The organism is Klebsiella sp. D5A (assembly GCF_001620885.1).
GTDB lineage: Bacteria > Pseudomonadota > Gammaproteobacteria > Enterobacterales > Enterobacteriaceae > Klebsiella > Klebsiella variicola.
On the sequence record NZ_LOAR01000019.1, the window covers coordinates 1 to 20,022 of the forward strand.

20 protein-coding genes are annotated in these 20,022 nt (G+C 57.5%); 11 read left to right on the forward strand and 9 right to left on the reverse strand.

Features of this window, described 5'->3' with window-relative positions:
- Positions 1-277: 277 nt before the first annotated feature.
- The gene (locus tag AS136_RS22420) at positions 278-829 is read right to left on the reverse strand and encodes an NAD(P)H nitroreductase (protein WP_008807622.1); all 552 of its coding nucleotides are present in this window, start codon (positions 827-829) and stop codon (positions 278-280) included.
- A gap of 165 nt (positions 830-994) precedes the next feature.
- Between AS136_RS22420 and sppA the strand changes: the two genes are divergently transcribed.
- The 5 genes from sppA to yajD all read left to right on the forward strand — a co-directional run bounded on the left by sppA (position 995) and on the right by yajD (position 6,573).
- A complete protein-coding gene (gene sppA, locus AS136_RS22425) occupies positions 995-2,848 on the forward strand; it encodes a signal peptide peptidase SppA (RefSeq protein ID WP_063267018.1) in 1,854 nt (617 codons plus the stop codon).
- Positions 2,849-2,986: 138 nt separating this feature from the next.
- Complete coding sequence (gene ansA / locus AS136_RS22430) at positions 2,987-4,006, forward strand: asparaginase (RefSeq protein WP_008807624.1); 1,020 nt, start codon at positions 2,987-2,989, stop codon at positions 4,004-4,006.
- Positions 4,007-4,015: 9 nt separating this feature from the next.
- Positions 4,016-4,657, forward strand: a complete 642-nt coding sequence (gene pncA / locus AS136_RS22435) for a bifunctional nicotinamidase/pyrazinamidase (protein ID WP_012542094.1) — start codon at positions 4,016-4,018, stop codon at positions 4,655-4,657.
- Positions 4,658-4,827: 170 nt separating this feature from the next.
- The gene (chiD, locus tag AS136_RS22440) at positions 4,828-6,081 is read left to right on the forward strand and encodes a chitinase ChiD (RefSeq protein WP_012968474.1); all 1,254 of its coding nucleotides are present in this window, start codon (positions 4,828-4,830) and stop codon (positions 6,079-6,081) included.
- Between the two features lie 147 nt (positions 6,082-6,228).
- The gene (gene yajD, locus AS136_RS22445) at positions 6,229-6,573 is read left to right on the forward strand and encodes an HNH nuclease YajD (protein ID WP_002901254.1); all 345 of its coding nucleotides are present in this window, start codon (positions 6,229-6,231) and stop codon (positions 6,571-6,573) included.
- A 96-nt stretch (positions 6,574-6,669) separates the two neighbouring features.
- Here the strand turns inward: yajD and AS136_RS22450 are convergent, their stop codons facing one another.
- Positions 6,670-6,948, reverse strand: coding sequence for a YeaC family protein (locus tag AS136_RS22450; RefSeq protein WP_012542095.1), 279 nt, complete (start codon positions 6,946-6,948; stop codon positions 6,670-6,672).
- A 43-nt stretch (positions 6,949-6,991) separates the two neighbouring features.
- On the reverse strand, positions 6,992-7,405 hold the full coding sequence (gene msrB / locus AS136_RS22455; RefSeq protein ID WP_008807627.1) for a peptide-methionine (R)-S-oxide reductase MsrB: 414 nt from the start codon (positions 7,403-7,405) through the stop codon (positions 6,992-6,994).
- A gap of 337 nt (positions 7,406-7,742) precedes the next feature.
- Between msrB and gapA the strand changes: the two genes are divergently transcribed.
- Positions 7,743-8,738, forward strand: a complete 996-nt coding sequence (gene gapA / locus AS136_RS22460) for a glyceraldehyde-3-phosphate dehydrogenase (RefSeq protein ID WP_008807628.1) — start codon at positions 7,743-7,745, stop codon at positions 8,736-8,738.
- A gap of 74 nt (positions 8,739-8,812) precedes the next feature.
- Complete coding sequence (locus AS136_RS22465) at positions 8,813-9,697, forward strand: D-hexose-6-phosphate mutarotase (protein ID WP_023322412.1); 885 nt, start codon at positions 8,813-8,815, stop codon at positions 9,695-9,697.
- A gap of 55 nt (positions 9,698-9,752) precedes the next feature.
- Here AS136_RS22465 and AS136_RS22470 read toward each other — a convergent pair whose 3' ends face one another.
- Together AS136_RS22470 and AS136_RS22475 are read right to left on the reverse strand one after the other, a co-directional pair.
- Positions 9,753-10,604 (reverse strand): aldo/keto reductase, encoded by an 852-nt coding sequence (locus tag AS136_RS22470; RefSeq protein WP_371856940.1) that lies wholly within the window; start codon positions 10,602-10,604, stop codon positions 9,753-9,755.
- Between the two features lie 94 nt (positions 10,605-10,698).
- The gene (locus AS136_RS22475) at positions 10,699-11,445 is read right to left on the reverse strand and encodes a MipA/OmpV family protein (protein WP_008807631.1); all 747 of its coding nucleotides are present in this window, start codon (positions 11,443-11,445) and stop codon (positions 10,699-10,701) included.
- Between the two features lie 416 nt (positions 11,446-11,861).
- On the opposite strand from AS136_RS22475, the gene yeaG reads away from it, so the two are divergent.
- Positions 11,862-13,796 (forward strand): protein kinase YeaG, encoded by a 1,935-nt coding sequence (yeaG, locus tag AS136_RS22480; RefSeq protein ID WP_008807632.1) that lies wholly within the window; start codon positions 11,862-11,864, stop codon positions 13,794-13,796.
- An 85-nt stretch (positions 13,797-13,881) separates the two neighbouring features.
- Complete coding sequence (locus tag AS136_RS22485) at positions 13,882-15,165, forward strand: YeaH/YhbH family protein (RefSeq protein WP_012968476.1); 1,284 nt, start codon at positions 13,882-13,884, stop codon at positions 15,163-15,165.
- 45 nt (positions 15,166-15,210) lie between these two features.
- Here the strand turns inward: AS136_RS22485 and AS136_RS22490 are convergent, their stop codons facing one another.
- Complete coding sequence (locus AS136_RS22490) at positions 15,211-15,774, reverse strand: hypothetical protein (protein ID WP_008807634.1); 564 nt, start codon at positions 15,772-15,774, stop codon at positions 15,211-15,213.
- Between the two features lie 158 nt (positions 15,775-15,932).
- On the opposite strand from AS136_RS22490, the gene AS136_RS22495 reads away from it, so the two are divergent.
- On the forward strand, positions 15,933-16,415 hold the full coding sequence (locus AS136_RS22495; protein ID WP_012968477.1) for a glutathione peroxidase: 483 nt from the start codon (positions 15,933-15,935) through the stop codon (positions 16,413-16,415).
- Positions 16,416-16,536: 121 nt separating this feature from the next.
- On the opposite strand, the gene AS136_RS22500 is transcribed toward AS136_RS22495, so the two are convergent.
- Entirely contained in the window at positions 16,537-16,848 is a 312-nt protein-coding gene (locus AS136_RS22500; RefSeq protein ID WP_012968478.1) for a hypothetical protein, read from the reverse strand.
- Positions 16,849-16,953: 105 nt separating this feature from the next.
- Positions 16,954-17,841: a LysR family transcriptional regulator gene (locus tag AS136_RS22505; protein WP_023322409.1), complete on the reverse strand. Its 888-nt coding sequence runs from the start codon at positions 17,839-17,841 to the stop codon at positions 16,954-16,956.
- A 97-nt stretch (positions 17,842-17,938) separates the two neighbouring features.
- On the opposite strand from AS136_RS22505, the gene AS136_RS22510 reads away from it, so the two are divergent.
- On the forward strand, positions 17,939-18,991 hold the full coding sequence (locus AS136_RS22510) for an SDR family oxidoreductase (protein WP_016160734.1): 1,053 nt from the start codon (positions 17,939-17,941) through the stop codon (positions 18,989-18,991).
- A 9-nt stretch (positions 18,992-19,000) separates the two neighbouring features.
- Here the strand turns inward: AS136_RS22510 and AS136_RS22515 are convergent, their stop codons facing one another.
- Positions 19,001-19,882, reverse strand: a complete 882-nt coding sequence (locus AS136_RS22515) for a LysR family transcriptional regulator (RefSeq protein ID WP_008807639.1) — start codon at positions 19,880-19,882, stop codon at positions 19,001-19,003.
- Positions 19,883-20,022: the final 140 nt, after the last annotated feature.

Consider the following 20,022-nt stretch of genomic DNA (forward strand, 5'->3'; position numbering starts at 1 on the left):
GCCCGCATCCATGCGGGCTGCCCCTGCCTTCCGGGAACGTCTCAGCGATGTTGAGGCCGTCAGCACCGGCAGTTTCAGCAACAATGGTAAATAAATTAACGACAGGTCGTACGAACGTAGGCCGGGTCAGGCGCGAGCCGCCACCCGGCACAAAATCGGCTCCGTGCCCGCTGTCCTTGCCCGGCGGCGCTGCGCTTGCGCGGGCCTACAGACAGTCAGAGCCGGATGCGTTGGCCGGGTAAGGCGCCAGCCGCCACCCGGCATCACAAGCACCGACTCAGAAGCGCGTCACAAACGGCGCGGTATCCGGCAGGGCAATGGTGGTTGAGGCTTTTAGCTGCGGCGTCCCCAGATAGAGGAAGCCGACAATTTTATCCTGCTCGCGGCACGCGAAGCCGGCCCGCACCACCGGGCTCTCGGTCAATGCTCCGCTGCGCCAGATGCCATTGAATCCCTGGGCCAGGGCCGCCATCTGCATCGCCATCACCGCACAGCCAGCGGACATCTCCTGCTCCCAGCGCGGCACCTTCGGGTGGTCTTCACAGCGCGCGACTACGGTAATGATCAGCGGCGCGCGGAACGGCGCATTGCGGGCTTTCTCTATTCCCTTCTCATCCTGGCCGGCCTCTGTGGCCCCTTTTTCCAGCAGCTGGCTGAAGCGCTCGCGGCCGTCATCGGCGATAATAAAAAAGCGCCACGGCTGCAGGGTGCCATGATCCGGGGCGCGCAGCCCGGCGCGCAGAATGTTTTCCAGCTGTTCGCCAGCCGGGGCAGGTTCCGCCAGGCGAGAAGCGCTCCGGCGATTAAGCAGTAGATCGAGAGCATCCATCTGTATAACTCCTGTGATGTCATTTTTCATAAAATTAACATGCACAAGGATTTTGTTACAGCGTGGTCGGTGATTCCTGCTGACAACCGACGGCTCACTCTTTAGGATAGCCAGACGCGGCGGCCCCTGCGGCCTGCCCTTTTTAGATAACGTTAGGGAGAAGACATGCGAACCCTTTGGCGACTGATTGCCAGCTTTTTTAAATGGACGTGGCGGATACTCAACTTTATTCGCAAACTGGCTCTGAATGCGATCTTCCTGGTGCTGGTGCTGGTGTGTATCGGTATCTGGAGCCAGTTCAGCACCACTACCAGCGAACATGCCGCGCGCGGCGCGCTGTTGCTGGATATTACCGGCGTGGTGGTGGATAAACCTTCCGCCAGCAGCAAGCTCGGCGTAATTGGCCGCCAGCTGTTTGGCGCCAGCTCGGACCGTCTGCAGGAGAACTCTCTGTTCGATATCGTGCAGACCATTCGCCAGGCGAAAGATGACCGCAATATCACCGGTATTGTGCTGGATCTGAAAAACTTCGTTGGCTGCGATCAGCCGTCCATGCAGTACATCGGTAAAGCGCTGCGTGAGTTCCGCGACAGCGGCAAACCGGTCTATGCCGTCGGCAGCAGCTACAGCCAGGGCCAGTACTACCTGGCGAGCTTTGCCAACAAAATCTGGCTCTCACCACAGGGCGAGGTTGACCTGCACGGCTTCGCCACCAATGGGCTGTACTACAAATCACTGCTGGATAAGCTGAAGGTCTCCACCCATGTCTTCCGCGTCGGCACCTATAAATCCGCCGTCGAGCCTTTCATTCGCGATGATATGTCCCCTGCCGCCCGCGAGGCGGACAGCCGCTGGATTGGCGAACTGTGGCAGAACTACCTCAACACCATTGCCGCCAACCGCCAGATCACCGCCCAGCAGCTATTCCCGGGCGCCCAGGGCATTATCGATGGCCTGCGTAAAGTGGGCGGCGATACGGCAAAATATGCGCTGGACAATAAGCTGGTGGATGAGCTGGCGACCTCCACGGAAGTGGAAAAGGCGCTGACCAAACAGTTTGGCTGGAGCAAAACGGATAACAATTACCGGGCGATCAGCTATTACGACTACAACGTGAAGACACCGTCTGACGAAGGTTCCGCCATTGCGGTGATCTTTGCCAACGGCGCCATCATGGATGGCGAGGAGACCCCGGGCAACGTTGGTGGCGATACCACGGCGGCGCAAATTCGCGATGCGCGCCTCGACCCGAAAATTAAGGCCATCGTTCTGCGCGTTAACAGCCCGGGCGGTAGCGTGACCGCCTCAGAAATTATCCGTGAAGAGCTGGCGGCAGCCAAAGCTGCCGGTAAACCGGTAGTGGTCTCGATGGGCGGCATGGCTGCATCTGGCGGCTACTGGATCTCCACCCCAGCGGATTACATCGTCGCGAACCCGAGCACCCTCACCGGCTCCATCGGCATCTTTGGCGTAATCAACACCGTGGAAAATACCCTCGGGTCGATTGGCGTCCATACCGACGGCGTCGCCACGTCGCCGCTGGCGGATGTCTCCAGCACCAAAGCGCTGCCGCCGGAAGTGCAGCAGCTGATGCAGTTGAGCATTGAGAATGGCTATCAGCGCTTTATCACCCTGGTGGCTAACGCCCGTAAGAGCACGCCGGAGAAAATCGACCAGATTGCCCAGGGACACGTCTGGACCGGGGAAGATGCCAAAGCCAACGGCCTGGTCGACAGCCTCGGCGACTTCGACGATGCGGTGGCTAAAGCCGCCGAGCTGGCGAAGCTGAAAACCTGGCACCTCAACTACTATCAGGAAGAGCCGACCTTCTTCTCGATGGTGCTGGATAGCCTGACCGGCTCGGTACGCGCCTCGCTGCCGGCGGCCATTCAGGCCTGGCTGCCTGCACCGGTCGCCGCGGCGGCCGAGACGGTGAAAGCGGAGAGCGACAAGCTGGCGGCGTTTAACGACCCGCAGAACCGCTATGCCTTCTGCCTGACCTGCGCCAACATCCGTTAGTACGCAGCGGCTGCCCCGTCTCCCGGGGCAGCCTTTTTCCCGCACCTGCCAGCGCCGCCACAAAGCGAGCGGCCAACACTGTATTTTTTCCCGCGTCTCTTTATACTGCGCCTGTCTACGACCAACCTAAGCGATGCTATGCAAAAAAAATCGATTTACGTTGCCTACACCGGTGGGACCATCGGTATGCAGCGCTCTGAACACGGCTATGTACCCGTTTCCGGCCATCTGCAGCGTCAGCTGGCGCTGATGCCTGAATTCCATCGTCCGGAGATGCCGGACTTCACGATCCATGAATACCATCCGCTGATGGATTCATCCGATATGACCCCCGAGGACTGGCAGCACATCGCCGACGATATCCGCAGCCATTACGATGAGTATGATGGCTTTGTGATCCTCCATGGTACCGACACCATGGCGTTTACCGCTTCGGCGCTGTCGTTCATGCTGGAAAACCTTGGCAAGCCGGTCATTGTGACAGGGTCACAAATCCCACTGGCCGAGCTGCGTTCTGATGGTCAGATTAACCTGCTCAACGCTCTCTACGTTGCCGCCAACTATCCGATTAACGAAGTAGCGCTGTTCTTCAACAATCGACTGTTTCGCGGCAACCGCACCACTAAAGCCCACGCCGACGGCTTCGACGCTTTCGCCTCGCCAAACCTCGCGCCGCTGCTGGAAGCCGGGATCCATATCCGCCGCCTCGGTACCCCGCCGGCGCCGCAGGGCCGCGGAGAGCTTATCGTGCACCCCATCACCCCGCAGCCGATTGGCGTGGTGACGATTTACCCCGGCATCTCCGCCGACGTGGTACGCAATTTCCTGCGCCAGCCGGTGAAAGCGCTGATCCTCCGCTCCTATGGCGTCGGCAATGCCCCACAGAATGGCGAGTTTATTCAGGTGCTGGCGGAAGCCAGCCAGCGCGGTATTGTGGTGGTCAATCTGACGCAATGCATGTCCGGGAAAGTGAACATGGGCGGCTATGCCACCGGCAACGCCCTCGCCCAGGCGGGGGTCATCAGTGGTTTCGATATGACGGTGGAAGCGACGCTGACCAAGCTACACTATCTGCTTAGCCAGCAGCTGGATGTTGACGCCATTCGCGCGGCGATGCAGCAAAATCTGCGTGGCGAACTCACCCCCGACGAGGCTTAAGGAGGACGTATGGCACATCGAGCGCTGTTACTGGTTGATTTGCAGAACGACTTTTGCGCCGGCGGCGCGCTGGCGGTTCCTGAAGGCGACAGTACCGTCGAGGTGGCTAATGCGCTTATCGACTGGAGCCTGGCGCGCGGCGAGCCCATCGTCGCCAGCCAGGACTGGCACCCGGCGGATCATGGCAGCTTCGCCAGCCAGCACCAGGTGGCACCCTACACCCAGGGCGAACTCGACGGCCTGGCGCAGACCTTCTGGCCGGATCACTGCGTGCAGCACAGCGAAGGCGCGGCGCTGCATCCGCTGCTCAAACAGCAGGCGATCAACGCCGTGTTCCATAAGGGGCAAAACCGGGTCATTGACAGCTACAGCGCTTTTTTTGACAACGGTCACCGGCAGAAAACTGAACTGGACGGCTGGCTGCGCGGCCAGGGCATCGTGGAACTGACCGTCCTCGGCCTCGCCACCGATTACTGCGTCAAATTCACCGTGCTGGATGCCCTGGCGCTGGGCTATATGGTCAATGTCATCATCGACGGCTGTCGCGGCGTTAACCTGCAGCCGCAGGACAGCAGCCAGGCGTTTATGGAGATGGCCGCCGCGGGCGCCACGCTGTATACCCTCGATGACTGGCGGGAATCTCAGGCCTGATCCCTCCCCCCGGCGCCCTCGCGCCGGGTCTTCTTCTGCCGCCTCGCTATCGTCCATAAATTGAACTCTCTCGCAGTTTCAACAGGTTATTGCTGGTAGTCTGGCAAGGCTGTTTTTTCGCCACGCCATTTCCGTGGCGTGGTTATTTTTTATGTCAAAGAGGAACCACTATGAAACGTTTGCCCTTGCTGGCAGCCTTGCCCTTGCTTTGCGCTTCCGCGCTCTCTGCCCAACCTCTGATGTCCGTCGGCTATTTTAACGGCGGCGGCGACGTCACTGCCGGGCCCGGCGGCGATATCGATAAGCTGGACGTCCGGCAGATCACCCATCTCAACTACTCGTTTGGTCTTATCTATAACGATGAAAAAGACGAGACTAATGCGGCCCTGAAGGATCCCGCTCATCTGCACGAGATCTGGCTGTCGCCGAAGGTGCAGGCGGATCTGCAAAAGCTCCCGGCCCTGCGTAAACAGAACCCGGACCTCAAGGTCCTGCTGTCGGTCGGCGGCTGGGGGGCGCGCGGTTTCTCCGGCGCGGCGGCAAGCAAAGAAACCCGTAAGGTGTTTATTCAGTCTGCGCAGGAAATTGTTGAAAAATATGGTCTGGATGGGATTGACCTCGACTGGGAGTTTCCGGTCAACGGCGCCTGGGGGCTGGTTGCCAGTCAACCGGCCGATCGCGATAACTTTACCGCGCTGTTAAAAGAGCTGCGCGCAGCGTTTGGTACCAGGAAACTGGTCACTATTGCCGTGGGGGCTAACGCAGAAAGTCCGAAAAGTTGGGTGGACGTTAAAGCGATTGCGCCATCGCTCGACTACATCAACCTGATGACCTACGACATGGCCTACGGCACGCAGTACTTCAACTCGAACCTGTATGACTCCAGCCACTGGCCAACGGTCGCCGCGGCGGATAAATACAGCGCCGATTTTGTGGTCAACAATTACCTGGCCGCCGGGCTTAAACCCAGCCAGATGAACCTCGGGATTGGTTTTTATGGCCGGGTACCGAAACGGGCAGTTGAACCGGGGATTGACTGGACGAAAGCGGATGCGCAAAACAATCCGGTCACCCAGCCCTATTTTGGGCCACAGGAGGTCGCGCTGTTTGCCTCACTGGGTTATGACCTGAGCAAAGACACCTACGTAAAATACAACGATATCGTGGGCAAACTGCTCAACGATCCGCAAAAACGTTTTACCGAGCACTGGGACGATGAAGCGAAGGTTCCGTGGCTGTCAGTGCAGTCCGCGGAGGGCAAGCCGCTGTTCGCCCTGTCGTATGAGAACCCGCGATCGGTGGCCATTAAGGCGGACTATATCAAGGCGAAGGGCCTCGCCGGGGCCATGTTCTGGGAATATGGCGCCGATGACCAGAATCAGCTGGCCCGTCAGCTGGCGGAATCGCTGGGGATCAAACACTAGTCACGCCCCTTCCCCTCGGGCTGCGTGACGCAGACAACATCGCCTGCAATGCAGGTATATCGCGCAGCCCGGGATAGGTTATGATGCCAGTTATCCGCTGCGCCACGCGCTGGCGCAGCTTAACCGTTTGACAGGAGGCAGGGGGCCATGGCCTATATCCCCAAAAATTACGCGCGTCTGGAAGTGGGTTACCGCGAAAAGGCGCTCAAGCTTTTTCCCTGGGTGTGCGGACGCTGCTCACGGGAGTTTGTCTACTCCAATCTGCGCGAACTGACGGTGCACCACATCGATCACGACCACTCCAATAACCCGGAAGATGGGAGTAACTGGGAGATGTTGTGCCTGTATTGTCACGATCACGAACATTCCAAGTACACCGAAGCCGATCAGTATGGCTCCACGGTGGTGGCGGGCGAAGATGCGCAAAAGAGCGTCGGTGAGGCCACCTACAACCCGTTTGCCGATCTGAAAGCGATGATGAACAAAAAGTAAGCATGCCGATCTGGCCGCTACGCGCGGTCGTTCACGCTGATGCTGTCCGGCGCGGGGTGACCCCGACGCCGGAACCACGCGCCGCCGGCTGGCGCTTTATTGCAGCTTAACGGTGGCGATCGGCTTTGGCACGATGCCGAAATCTTCCTTCAGCTGCTGTTTACTCTTCATCACCATCTGCCCGCGAGTGTCGATGGTCATGTGCTGGGCTTCGGTGTTATACCGGGCCTGCCACAGCATCACCAGCTGCAGGCTATTTTCCTTTTGCTCCGGCGTCAGCGCCACGCCATCCGGCCATTTTCCCAGCTCCACCGCCGTCGCCAGACGCTGGTAAACTTCCGGCGTCATACTGTCGATAATTTGCTCAATATCCATCTTCCGCTCCACTCCGCTTGGAATAATTTGCTGAATCGTTTCTTCAACCCTTAATCTGCTCGCCATTCTGCTCATCAGTGAAGCTCAGCGACGCCGAATTCACACAATAGCGCTCGCCGGTCGGCTGTGGGCCATCCGGAAATACGTGGCCGAGATGGGCGTCACAATTTCCACAACGGATTTCAATGCGCTGCATGCCGTGCGAATTGTCGGTCAGATAGCGAATGGCCTCATCGCTCACCGGCTCATAGAAGCTCGGCCAGCCGCAACCGGAGTCGTATTTGGTTTGGGAGTTAAACAGCGGCGCATCGCACACCAGGCAGTGATACACGCCATTTTTCTTGTTGTGCAGCAGCCGTCCGGTGAAAGGCGGTTCGGTGCCGTGATGCTGCGTCACGTAAAACTGCATTTCGCTTAAGCCGTTTTTCAGCTCTTCCGGGGAGGGTTTATTCGCCATGGGCTTACATCTCGCTTTGCAATGGACAACTTTCGCTCCAATTCTAACAAAACATTAACAATGAAGCGTGCACTTTTGTTCTAAACTTATGCGGTGCCAACAGGCAGCCAGATAATTGTGACTTAAATCACGTTTTTATCTTAAATGCCCTTTAAAATTCCGCGCGCAGCCCCCATATGGAATTGGGCTCAAAGGGAGAGTGAGGCAAATCAATCGCGCAAGGTGTGCTCAGGATTGATTTGTCGCAATGATTGACACGATTCCGCTTGACGCTGCGTAAGGTTTTTGTAATTTTACAGGCAACCTTTTATTCACTAACAAATAGCTGGTGGAATATATGACTATCAAAGTAGGTATCAACGGTTTTGGCCGTATCGGTCGCATTGTTTTCCGTGCTGCTCAGAAACGTTCTGACATCGAGATCGTTGCAATCAACGACCTGTTAGACGCAGAGTACATGGCTTACATGCTGAAGTATGACTCCACTCACGGTCGTTTCGACGGTACCGTTGAAGTGAAAGACGGTCATCTGGTCGTTAACGGTAAAAAAATCCGTGTTACCGCTGAACGTGACCCGGCTAACCTGAAGTGGGACGAAGTTGGTGTTGACGTTGTTGCTGAAGCAACCGGTATCTTCCTGACCGACGAAACCGCTCGTAAACACATCACCGCTGGCGCGAAAAAAGTCGTTCTGACTGGCCCGTCCAAAGACAACACCCCGATGTTCGTTCGCGGCGCTAACTTCGAAACTTACGCTGGCCAGGACATCGTTTCCAACGCTTCCTGCACCACCAACTGCCTGGCACCGCTGGCTAAAGTTATCAACGACAACTTCGGTATCGTTGAAGGCCTGATGACCACCGTCCACGCGACCACCGCGACTCAGAAAACCGTTGATGGCCCGTCTCACAAAGACTGGCGCGGCGGCCGCGGCGCAGCTCAGAACATCATCCCGTCCTCTACCGGTGCTGCTAAAGCAGTAGGTAAAGTACTGCCAGAACTGAACGGCAAACTGACCGGTATGGCGTTCCGCGTTCCGACTCCGAACGTATCCGTTGTTGACCTGACCGTTCGTCTGGAAAAAGCAGCGTCCTACGAAGAAATCAAGAAAGCCATCAAAGCCGCTTCTGAAGGCGCAATGAAAGGCGTTCTGGGTTACACCGAAGACGACGTTGTTTCTACCGACTTCAACGGCGAAGTTTGCACTTCCGTGTTCGATGCTAAAGCAGGTATCGCACTGAACGACAACTTCGTGAAACTGGTTTCCTGGTACGACAACGAAACTGGCTACTCCAACAAAGTTCTGGACCTGATTGCTCACATCTCCAAATAAGTTGAGATGAAAAAGTAATCTGTAAGAGCGACTTCGGTCGCTCTTTTTTTTGTCTGCAGAGATAGGATTGCACAATGATAAATAAAATTTTTGCTCTCCCGGTGAATGAAACCATTTCTCCCGTGATCTCCCGTCGCCAGCTGGACGACCTGGAGCTGATTGTCATCGACCATCCGCAGGTGAAAGCCTCTGTGGCGCTGCAGGGAGCGCACCTGCTCTCCTGGAAACCCGCCGGTGAAGAAGAAGTCTTGTGGCTGAGCAACAACACCCCATTTAAACAGGGCGTCGCCCTGCGCGGCGGCGTGCCGATTTGCTGGCCCTGGTTTGGCCCTTCCGCGCAGCAGGGTCTGCCGTCGCACGGCTTTGCCCGCAATCTGCCATGGACCCTGGAAGGTCATGACGAAGACGACAGCGGCGTCATGTTGACCTTTGCGCTCCAGCACAGCGCCGAAACCATGAAGCTCTGGCCGCACGAATTCACCCTCTATGCCCGCTTCAAGCTGGGCAAAACCTGCGAAATCGAGCTGGAAGCCCACGGTGAATTCGAGACCACCTCTGCCCTGCATACCTACTTCAACGTCGGCGATATCGCAGCGGTGAAAGTGAGTGGTCTTGGCGAGCGCTATATCGATAAAGTGAAGAATGCCGAAGAAGGCGTCCTGAGCAACGGCGTGCAGACCTTCCCGGACCGCACCGACCGCGTCTACCTTAACGCTGACAGCTGCAGCGTGATCCATGACGATGCGCTTAACCGCACTATCGACGTCGTGCATCATCATCAGCACAACGTGGTGGCCTGGAACCCGGGCCCGGCGCTGTCCGTCAGCATGGGCGACATGCCGGACGATGGTTACAAAACCTTCCTTTGCGTCGAAACCTGTTGCGTGACCCAGCCGCAGAAAGCCAGCGAAGAGACCCCCTCTCGCCTGGCGCAGACCATCAGCCTGAAAAAACGCTAACAGCAAAAAGCCCCGTTCCCGACGGGGCTTTTTTCTCCGCTGGCTGAGGTGCTGATTAAACCATATCCAGCCGGGTTTTTCGCTGCGGTGGTGGATAGAGGCGATCCAGCTGCGCGAGCTCTTCCGCACTGAGGACGATATCGAGCGCGGCAGCATTCTGCACCACATGCTCAATACTGGCCGCTTTCGGGATCGCCAGCACTCCCGGATGACGAATCACCCAGGCGAGCAGCAGCTGCGCGACTGTCACCCCCCGCGCGTTAGCCATATTAATGATATCGGTATGCTGAAAAAGTCCATCGCGTAAGCGCCCCGCCTGCGCCAGCGGGCAGTAGGCCATCACCGGCAGAGTGTGCTGCTGGCACCAGGGCAGGAGATCGTATTCAATGCCCCGCGATGCGAGATGATAGAGCACCTGGTTGGTCGCGCAGCGTTCGCCACCCGCCGTCCGCCACAGCGCCTGCATATCGTCGGTGTCCAGATTAGAGACGCCCCAGCGGCGGATCTTGCCCGCGGCCACCAGCCTCTCCATCGCCTCGACCGTCTCCTGCAGCGGGATATCCCCGCGCCAGTGCAGGAGATACATATCGAGATAGTCGGTCTGCAGCCGGCGCAGGCTGTTTTCACAGGCGCGGCGCATCGCCGTTCCGCCGGCGTGCCAGGGATAGACTTTGGACACCAGCACCACGCGATCGCGCAGGCCGCGGATCGCCTGCCCGACGACCTCTTCCGCCCCACCGTCGGCATACATTTCCGCCGTATCGATCACCGTCAGTCCGTGGTCGATGCCCGCGCGCAGTGCAGCCACTTCCTGCGGACGCTGGGCGCTGTTTTCGCCCATATACCAGGTGCCCAGCCCGATGGCCGGAACCGCCGCCTGCTCGCCAAAGCGTACTGTTTTTTTCACCGTCTCCTCCTCTTTAGCTTTCTGCACCACCATAAAGCAAAACAGGGCGTGAAGCCCTGTTTTGATGCATAAAGCGCACTGTAATGATGCACAATCAGAAGGTGTAGGTAATCCCGGTTGAGATCAGGCCGCTCCAGGATTTGTCCACCATCGGGCTGTCGGTAATTTCATCCGACAGACGGGTATAGCGTGCAATGCCGTATACGCTCCAGTCGCCGAGGAAGCGATAGTTAGCCGACAGCTCCAGATACGGGTTCCAGCTGCTGTCCGGATCGTAGCTGCGCATGCCGCTGCGACGGGACTCATGCTGCGAGACACCATAGTAGTATTCGTTCTGATTGTCGCTGTTCCACTCCACGCCAATGCCCGGCGTCAGCGTCAGGTTACCATTGGTGTAGCGGTACAGCCAGGCGAGATCCCAGTTGATACCATTACTGTTATCCAGCGTATCGCCTGCAATCGTCGTGCGCAGGAAACCATAGGGCGTGTTGTGGACATAAGACAGACCGGCCATCACGGTCGATTTACGTTTATCCAGTTGACGCATTTGCGCGCTGTCGCTGTCGCCCGGCTTGAAGTACATCGGCGACCAGTAGGCCGTTATTGACAGCTTATCGTTGGTGTCGTTCCACAGGTAGTAGCCCCCGCCCAGACCGTGGAACCAGAAGTTATCGCTCTCATAACTAATGACCGGCACCGGGTAGACATCCGCATCATATTGCTTATACGGATGTTCGACGATGCCTACGCCAGCCCCAAGAGTGAACTTCCCGTCGGCATGCGCCGCGCTGGCGGACGTCGCAATCAGCACGCCGAGTGCCAGAAGTTTGATTTTAGTCACAATCCATATTCCCGTTGTCAAATTATCAGCCCGTGCAGTTTACCGTCGTAGACCTCATGCCTCAAATTCTTTACCCGACATGACACAAATCGTTCACTTTCCCACCCTTCTCTTACCATGAGGTGACAGCCCGGTGACAGCTTCGCGTCCTGGCGTGTCAAAAAGCGTCATTTTCAGGATGAGTTATTGATATGTCATTGAAATTGATTTTCTGCGGCATGCAAGATTTCTAAATGCATCTACGCTTAAATTTAGAAGGTGTAATTGCAGGGCACATTCACGCTACTCCACCCGCAACCTGGCATAAGGGTTGCTGGATATCTGGAGAGCGACGTTCAGCTTATGTCTTCCGGGGGCCCCCACTACTCATATGAACGGCTCTCAACCTGTGCTAAAAAACGAAAGGACGGCATGCCATGAATATATTCGATCACTATCGCCAGCGCTATGAAGCTGCCAAGGACGAAGAGTTCACACTGCAGGAGTTTCTTACCATCTGCCGGCAAGATCGCAGTGCCTATGCCAATGCGGCAGAACGTCTGTTGATGGCCATTGGTGAACCCGTCATGGTTGATACGGCTCTCGAGCCGCGGCTATCCCGTCTCTTTTCAAACCGGGTCATCGCACGCTATCCGGCCTTTGAAGAGTTTTACGGTATGGAAGACGCCATTGAGCAGATCGTTTCCTATCTCAAGCATGCCGCCCAGGGGCTGGAAGAGAAGAAACAGATCCTCTATCTGCTGGGGCCGGTGGGCGGTGGTAAATCGTCGCTGGCTGAACGGCTGAAAGCGTTGATGCAGCGCGTGCCCATCTATGTGCTGAGCGCCAACGGCGAGCGTAGCCCGGTCAACGATCACCCGCTGTGCCTGTTTAATCCGCAGGAGGATGCCCAGATCCTTCAGAAAGAGTATGGCGTGCCCACCCGCTACCTCGGCACCATCATGTCGCCGTGGGCGGCCAAGCGCCTGCACGAGTTTGGCGGCGATATTACTAAATTCCGCGTGGTCAAAGTCTGGCCATCGATTCTTGAGCAGGTCGCCATCGCCAAAACCGAACCCGGTGATGAAAACAACCAGGATATTTCGGCGCTGGTCGGTAAAGTGGATATCCGTAAACTGGAACACTATGCGCAAAACGACCCGGACGCTTATGGCTACTCCGGTGCGTTGTGCCGTGCCAACCAGGGGATTATGGAATTCGTCGAGATGTTTAAAGCGCCGATTAAGGTGCTACATCCGCTGCTGACCGCCACCCAGGAAGGGAACTACAACGGGACCGAAGGGATCTCTGCCCTGCCGTTTAACGGGATAATCCTCGCCCACTCCAACGAATCGGAATGGGTGACCTTCCGTAATAACAAGAACAATGAGGCCTTCCTCGACCGCGTCTATATCGTCAAGGTGCCTTATTGCCTGCGTATCTCCGAAGAGATCCGCATCTATGAAAAATTGCTCAACAGCAGCGAGCTGACCCACGCGCCGTGCGCCCCGGGCACCCTGGAAACGCTGGCGCGCTTCTCGATTCTGTCGCGTCTGAAAGAGCCGGAAAACTCAAGCATCTACTCGAAGATGCGGGTCTATGATGGCGAAAGCCTGAAAGATACCGACCCGAAAGCGAAATCCTATCAGGAGTATCGCGATTACGCCGGGGTGGATGAAGGGATGAACGGGCTCTCCACCCGCTTTGCCTTTAAGATCCTGTCACGGGTGTTTAACTTCGACCATGTCGAGGTGGCCGCCAACCCGGTGCATCTGTTCTATGTCCTGGAGCAGCAGATTGAGCGCGAACAGTTCCCACAGGAGAACGCCGAGCGCTACCTGGAGTTCCTCAAAGGCTATCTGATCCCGAAATACGCCGAGTTTATCGGCAAAGAGATCCAGACCGCTTATCTGGAATCCTACTCCGAGTACGGGCAGAACATTTTCGATCGCTATGTCACCTACGCCGACTTCTGGATCCAGGATCAAGAGTATCGCGATCCGGATACCGGTCAGCTGTTTGACCGTGAGTCGTTGAATGCTGAGCTGGAGAAAATTGAGAAGCCGGCCGGGATCAGCAACCCGAAAGACTTCCGTAACGAAATCGTCAACTTTGTGCTGCGCGCCAGAGCCAACAACAGCGGACGTAATCCGAACTGGACCAGCTACGAGAAACTGCGCACGGTTATCGAGAAGAAAATGTTCTCTAATACCGAGGAGCTGTTGCCGGTCATTTCGTTTAATGCCAAAACATCAACCGATGAGCAGAAAAAACACGACGACTTTGTCGACCGCATGATGGAGAAAGGCTACACCCGCAAACAGGTTCGCCTGCTCTGCGAGTGGTACCTGCGGGTTCGTAAATCGTCCTGATGCGTCAAGCCCGGCGGCACGCCGCCGGGTCAACTGCAGCTGAATGATGATAAGCAAAGTTGGCTAATGCAGTACAGGAGGGCATATGACCTGGTTCATAGACCGACGCCTGAACGGGAAAAACAAAAGCGCCGTCAATCGCCAGCGCTTTTTGCGCCGTTATAAGGCGCAGATTAAACAGTCGATTTCCGAGGCTATCAACAAGCGCTCGGTGACCGATATTGAGAGCGGAGAATCCGTCTCGATCCCGACGGACGATATCAACGAGCCGATGTTTCATCAGGGTCGCGGCGGCCTGCGCAACCGCGTCCACCCAGGCAACGACCATTTTGTGCAAAACGACCGGATTGAGCGACCGCAGGGAGGTGGCGGCGGCGGTGGCGGCGGTCAGGGGCAAGCCAGCGCCGACGGCGAAGGGAAGGATGAGTTTGTCTTCCAGATTTCGAAAGATGAGTACCTGGATCTGTTATTTGAAGATCTCGCCCTGCCGAACCTGAAGAAGAATCAGCACCGGCAGTTGAACGAGTTTAAAACCCATCGCGCGGGCTTTACCTCGAATGGGGTGCCAGCCAACATCAGCGTGGTGCGTTCGCTGCAGAACTCGCTGGCTCGCCGTACGGCGATGACCGCTGGCAAGCGCCGTGAACTGCGCGCCCTGGAGGAGGATCTGGAGACCATCAGCCGCAGCGAACCGGTGCAGCTGCTGGAGGAGGAACGCCTGCGCAAAGAGATTGCTGAGCTGCGCGCCAAAATTGAACGGGTGCCGTTTATCGACACCTTTGACTTGCGCTACAAAAATTATGAAAAACGGCCGGAGCCCTCCAGCCAGGCAGTGATGTTCTGCCTGATGGACGTCTCAGGCTCGATGGACCAGGCCACCAAAGACATGGCCAAGCGCTTTTATATCCTGCTGTATCTGTTCCTCAGCCGGACCTATAAAAACGTCGATGTGGTCTATATCCGCCACCATACCCAGGCAAAAGAGGTGGATGAACACGAATTTTTCTATTCTCAGGAAACCGGCGGCACCATCGTCTCCAGCGCCCTGAAGCTGATGGATGAAGTGGTGCAGGCCCGTTATGACCCGGCGCAGTGGAACATCTACGCCGCCCAGGCGTCGGATGGCGACAACTGGGCCGATGACTCCCCGCTGTGCCACGAACTGCTGGCGAAGAAAATTCTGCCAGTGGTGCGTTATTACAGCTACATCGAAATTACCCGCCGGGCGCATCAAACCCTGTGGCGCGAGTATGAACATCTGCAGGCGACCTTTGATAATTTCGCCATGCAGCATATCCGCGACCAGGAAGATATCTACCCGGTATTCCGCGAACTGTTTCACAAGCAGTCATCTAAAAGTGAAGCTTAATTAAATACTCAGCCAGTGAGTCGAGTGACTTGCTGGCTGTTTTCCTCAGACACAAGGCCCGATGGCACATCCATACATCATGTAAAATGGAAACAACGGGGCCATGGCGACGGCGCCAAGCGAGCTAATCGTTTTGGTCTTATCATTGATTGATACCACAACGGGGTGCGCTAACTGGTAGGCGGCGGCCAGATCTGACGCGTCCGATGCAGTCCAAAATCCTGTCGCTTTAAACAACACCCCGAGGCGATCGTTATCAATTTGCACCGCATGATACTGATTCACCAGCTCGCTATGCTGCCCGGCATCCAGTTTGCGCTGATCCATCACCACCAGATATTCCGCCGTCACCTCATGTTGTTCCACGACAAAGTTAACCCGCACGCCGGAAGCCTGTTGATGAAAGCGTTCATAAAAGGTCTTATAACGCTGATATTCCTGAGGCACACCGTCACGGACAAAGCGGTAACTGTATTTCGCTGAGCTGGCGACAATACCGGACTCTGTGGGTTTCATCGCCACAATGGTATCCCGAGGCGGCAAGTTTGGCGTGCTGGTACATCCTGCGAGTATCGCTACCACCACCAGCGATAAGACATATTTCATCATTTTCAGCCGTTCCTGTTTGCGATTTTCTCTATGACATCTGGCGTTTTTTTAACACTCCAGGTACAAATCCCTAACCCTGTGTATCATAACTGCCTAATCTGCTTCAAACATTCGCGCGATCGTCAGCGTTGAACTGTTTCTACTCTCAGGAGCCTGCTATGACCCCTTTTTATCAATTGACGGCTACCCGCCTGCGCGGCCAGCCCCTCTCAATGTCTGACTATGCTGGCAAGGTGGTTCTGGTGGTGAATACGGCCAGCCATTGTGGCTTCACACCGCAATACGCTGGCCTGGAAGCGCTCTACAAAAAGTACGCGGCTCAGGGGCTGGTAGTGCTTGGTTTCCCGTGCAACCAGTTTGGTAAGCAGGAACCCGGCGGTGCGGATGAAATCGAGCAGACCTGTCACGTTAACTACGGCGTGAGCTTCCCGATGTTTGAGAAAGTGGACGTCAACGGCCCCGCCGCACACCCGCTGTTTCGTTATCTGAAACAAGCGTTGCCCGGCGTGCTCGGCGGACGGATCAAGTGGAATTTCACCAAGTTCCTCATCGCTCGCGACGGCACACCCCTCGCGCGTTTTGCGCCGTTGACGACGCCGGAGAAAATGGAGGCCTCCATTGTCGCGGCCCTCACGCGCTGAGTGTTCCCGTCATGCCACGTTCACCCAGCGGCGGCTGGCTGCCCATACAAGGTAGACGTCGCTCTCACGCGGCCAGCAACCGTCTGTTGCTGGCCGATCTTCCACCTGCCCGGTCATCAGCCTACAGTGGCGACACGGCCTCAACTTCATGCTGAAACACGTAGGGGTCGGAGAGGAGTTCGAATGCGTCGTCGTCCGGATAAGTGACCGCGACGTGATAGTCTTCGCCTGCGAAGGCTTTGACCGCCGCAAGATCCTGCCAGTAGGTGGCGAGAAAAAAATGCGCCCATTCGCCCTGGTTTTCCTGGCGCACCAGCGCGCCTCTGTTACCGGGGATACCCCGGGCGTGATCCACGCCGGTCTGCTCAAGGTGGCGGGCAAACCCCTCGGCATGTTGCAATGGCACACAGCCGTGCCAGGTCCTGACGATCATTTGCGTTCTCCTGTGGTGATAAACGTCTCACCTTAACATCAGAAACCACCTGCAGGGGAGCGGCACGATACCGCGCACGGTTCTGAATGGGGGAGCGCCTTACCCTCAGCTCCCCACAGCGAGCTCAGGCAGTCGCGCCTCAATCAAGGCGATCACGCTTCTGACCCGCGGCGGAATAAAACGGGCATCGGGATAGACGGCATACAGGAAACGGTCCGGTAATCGCCAGTCAGCCAGGATCGGCACCAGCCTTCCAGCCCTGAGGGCCCTGGCCGCCAGCGGTCGCTGCATCCCTCCGATGCCGATACCGGATTCCAGCGCCTGCAACAGCGCATCGCTGGTGTTGGCCCGAAAAACGGTCTTAACCTGCACGTCTCTCGTCTCGTCTGCGGAAATTATCCGCAGCGGAGCATCAAGCGGGAGGCCGCTAAACCGAACGTGTGGATACTCCGCCAGGTCGTCCACGGACTGGACGGCGTAATGACCTGGTGCCGCAAAGAGCGCCGTTTCAATCCGCGCCAGAACCCGCGCAGCATGGGATGGCGGCGGCTCATGGCCGAGACGCAGCGCCACATCCACCCCTTCGGTAACCAGATCGGCGATCCGATCGTCGAGCGACAGCATCAGGTGCAGTTCAGGATACTGTTTCTGCAGCGCCAGCAGATGCGGCAGCAGAAGACTGCCGAGACCGCTTGGCAGCTGGACATGCACTCGTCCCTGAAACTGAGGCTCCGCCGGGTTGAGCCGCCTTTCCGCCTCCTGCATGGCGTTCAGCACCCGCTGCATATCACGCCGGTAATGCACCCCCTGCTCGGTAAGCATCATGGCACGCGTCGTACGATGGAGTAACACCACGCCAAGCTCCTGTTCGAGCGCGGCGATCTGCTGACTGACGGCAGATTGCTTCATCCCGAGCTGCCGGGCGGCTGCGGAAAATGAGCCGGCTTCGGCAACGCGCAGAAAGGTGGCGATGGCGGTGAGCTTATTATTCATTTCATGATTCTGCTGATAAGTGTCATCCGTTTCATGGGATAGGTGGCAAAAAAATAATCTAGCACACTGTGTCGGTCACCTTCCCAGGAGAAACACCATGAACAAGACATCCTCTCAGGTCGCACTGGTCGCTGGCAGCAGCGGCATCGTTGGCCGCCAGCTGGTCAACACCCTGTTACATCGTGGATGGGAGGTTATCGGCCTCAGCCACCGCGCCCTGTCGCAACCGGGGGCGATCCCGATGATTCACGTCGATTTACGCGATGCCCGGCACAGTGCGCAAGCGCTCCAGCCGCTGTCCACCGTGACCCACATTTTTTACAGTGCCTGGATGAATGCCGGAAACTGGAGCGAGATGGTGGAGCCGAACGTTAGCATGCTGCGTAATCTGGTCAGCCACGTCGAACAAAACGCCCCGCTGCAGGCGGTCAGCCTGATGCAGGGGTATAAAGTGTATGGCGCCCATCTTGGCCCCTTTAAAACCCCGGCGCGGGAAAGCGACCCCGGCGTACCCGGGGCTGAATTTAACGCCGCTCAACTTGCGTGGCTCCGCCACTTTCAACAAGGCAAAACCTGGCACTGGAGCGCTATCAGGCCCGGCGTGGTGGGCAGCCCGGTGCCGGGTAATGCCATGAATCTTGCGTTGAGCATCGCGCTGTATGCGTCACTGTGCAAAGCCCTGGGTTTACCGCTGCGCTTTCCCGGCACGTTAACCACCTGGCACAGCATTGTCGATCATACTGACGCCGACCTGCTGGCGGAGGCCACGCTGTGGGCCGCCACCTCACCGGCGGGGGAAAACGAGGCCTTCAACGTCAATAATGGTGATATCTGGCGCTGGTGCGAGCTGTGGCCGCGCATCGCGCAGTGGTTTGAACTGGAATGCGCCCCGCCCGTCAGGCTCTCATTTCATCAGCTATTCAATGACTACCGTGCCGTCTGGCACGAGCTGGCCGGAGAGCGGCTGGTGGAAGCGGACATTCTGCGTCTGAGCGACGGTCAGTTTGCCGATTTCGTGTTCGGCTGGCAGTACGATATGTTTGGCGATGGCAGTAAACTGCGCCGGGCTGGCTTCCAGCGGATGCAGGCCACAGACGAGATGTTTTTCAGCCTGTTTTCGCAGCTGAGAACGGCGCGGGTGATCCCCTGAGCGTTAGCGTCAGGGCAACGCCAGCCGGTCTTGATGGTCCGCAAAGAGGGTGATGAGATGGTCGGCGATAACCCGCACGCGTCTGGACCCGGCCAGGTCGGAATGCATCACTAACCATAACGTCTGATCCGCGCCGATCTCCGGCAACAGGCACTGCAGCCCGTTGGCCCGCGCCATAAAGTGCGGCAGGACGCCCAGCCCAAGCCCCGCTGATACCGCGGAAACCTGGGCCACGAGCGTATTGGCTTCGACTTTACACGGTCGCCCTCGTAGGGTGCGCGTGATCCATTGGGCGGCCGGCAGGTGCTGGTGAGTCTCCGGCCACCCCACAAAGTCCGCCTCGCTCAGCGACAGGCCGTCCGCGCCGGCCAGATAGCTGGCGGCGCCATAGACGCCAAACCCCACCGTCCCCAGCCGCTTTAAGGTCAAATGCCCGGCGTCAGGCTTGACCATGCGGATCGCCAGATCGGCATCCCGACGGTGCAGGTTCACCGGCTGCACGCCGCTCAGCACCTCCACCCGCAGGTCAGGATAGTGGTCCAGGAGCCCTTTCAGGGAGGGCAGAATAAAATGCGTGGCCAGGTTGTCCGAGGTAGCCAGGCGGACAACCCCGGCGACATGCCCCTGCAGTTGCGCCGCCTCGCCGAACGCCAGGCCTGCGTATTCCAGCGCCTCCGCCCGCGCGAGCAGGGCTTCGCCATCGTCGGTCAGGCGATAGCCGCTCTGATGGCGGCTAAAAAGCGGGACTTTCAGCGACTGTTCCAGCCGATCCAGCCTGCGGGACACCGTGGCAATCCCCATGTTCATCTTGTCGGCGGCGCCGCTTAGCGTTCCCGCCCGGGCGATGGCGAGGAATATGCGCGCATCATCCCAGTTAAACTCTGCCGTCATCTCTTTTCCATTTATGGAAAACGGTTCTCCGTTTTCTGCTCTTTTTTATCATTTTCGCAGGGATGATACTGCACGCCACTCGCGGAGACAAACAGGCTATCCGATCGCCGGTTCTCTCCTCACCTGAACGTCCGTGCACC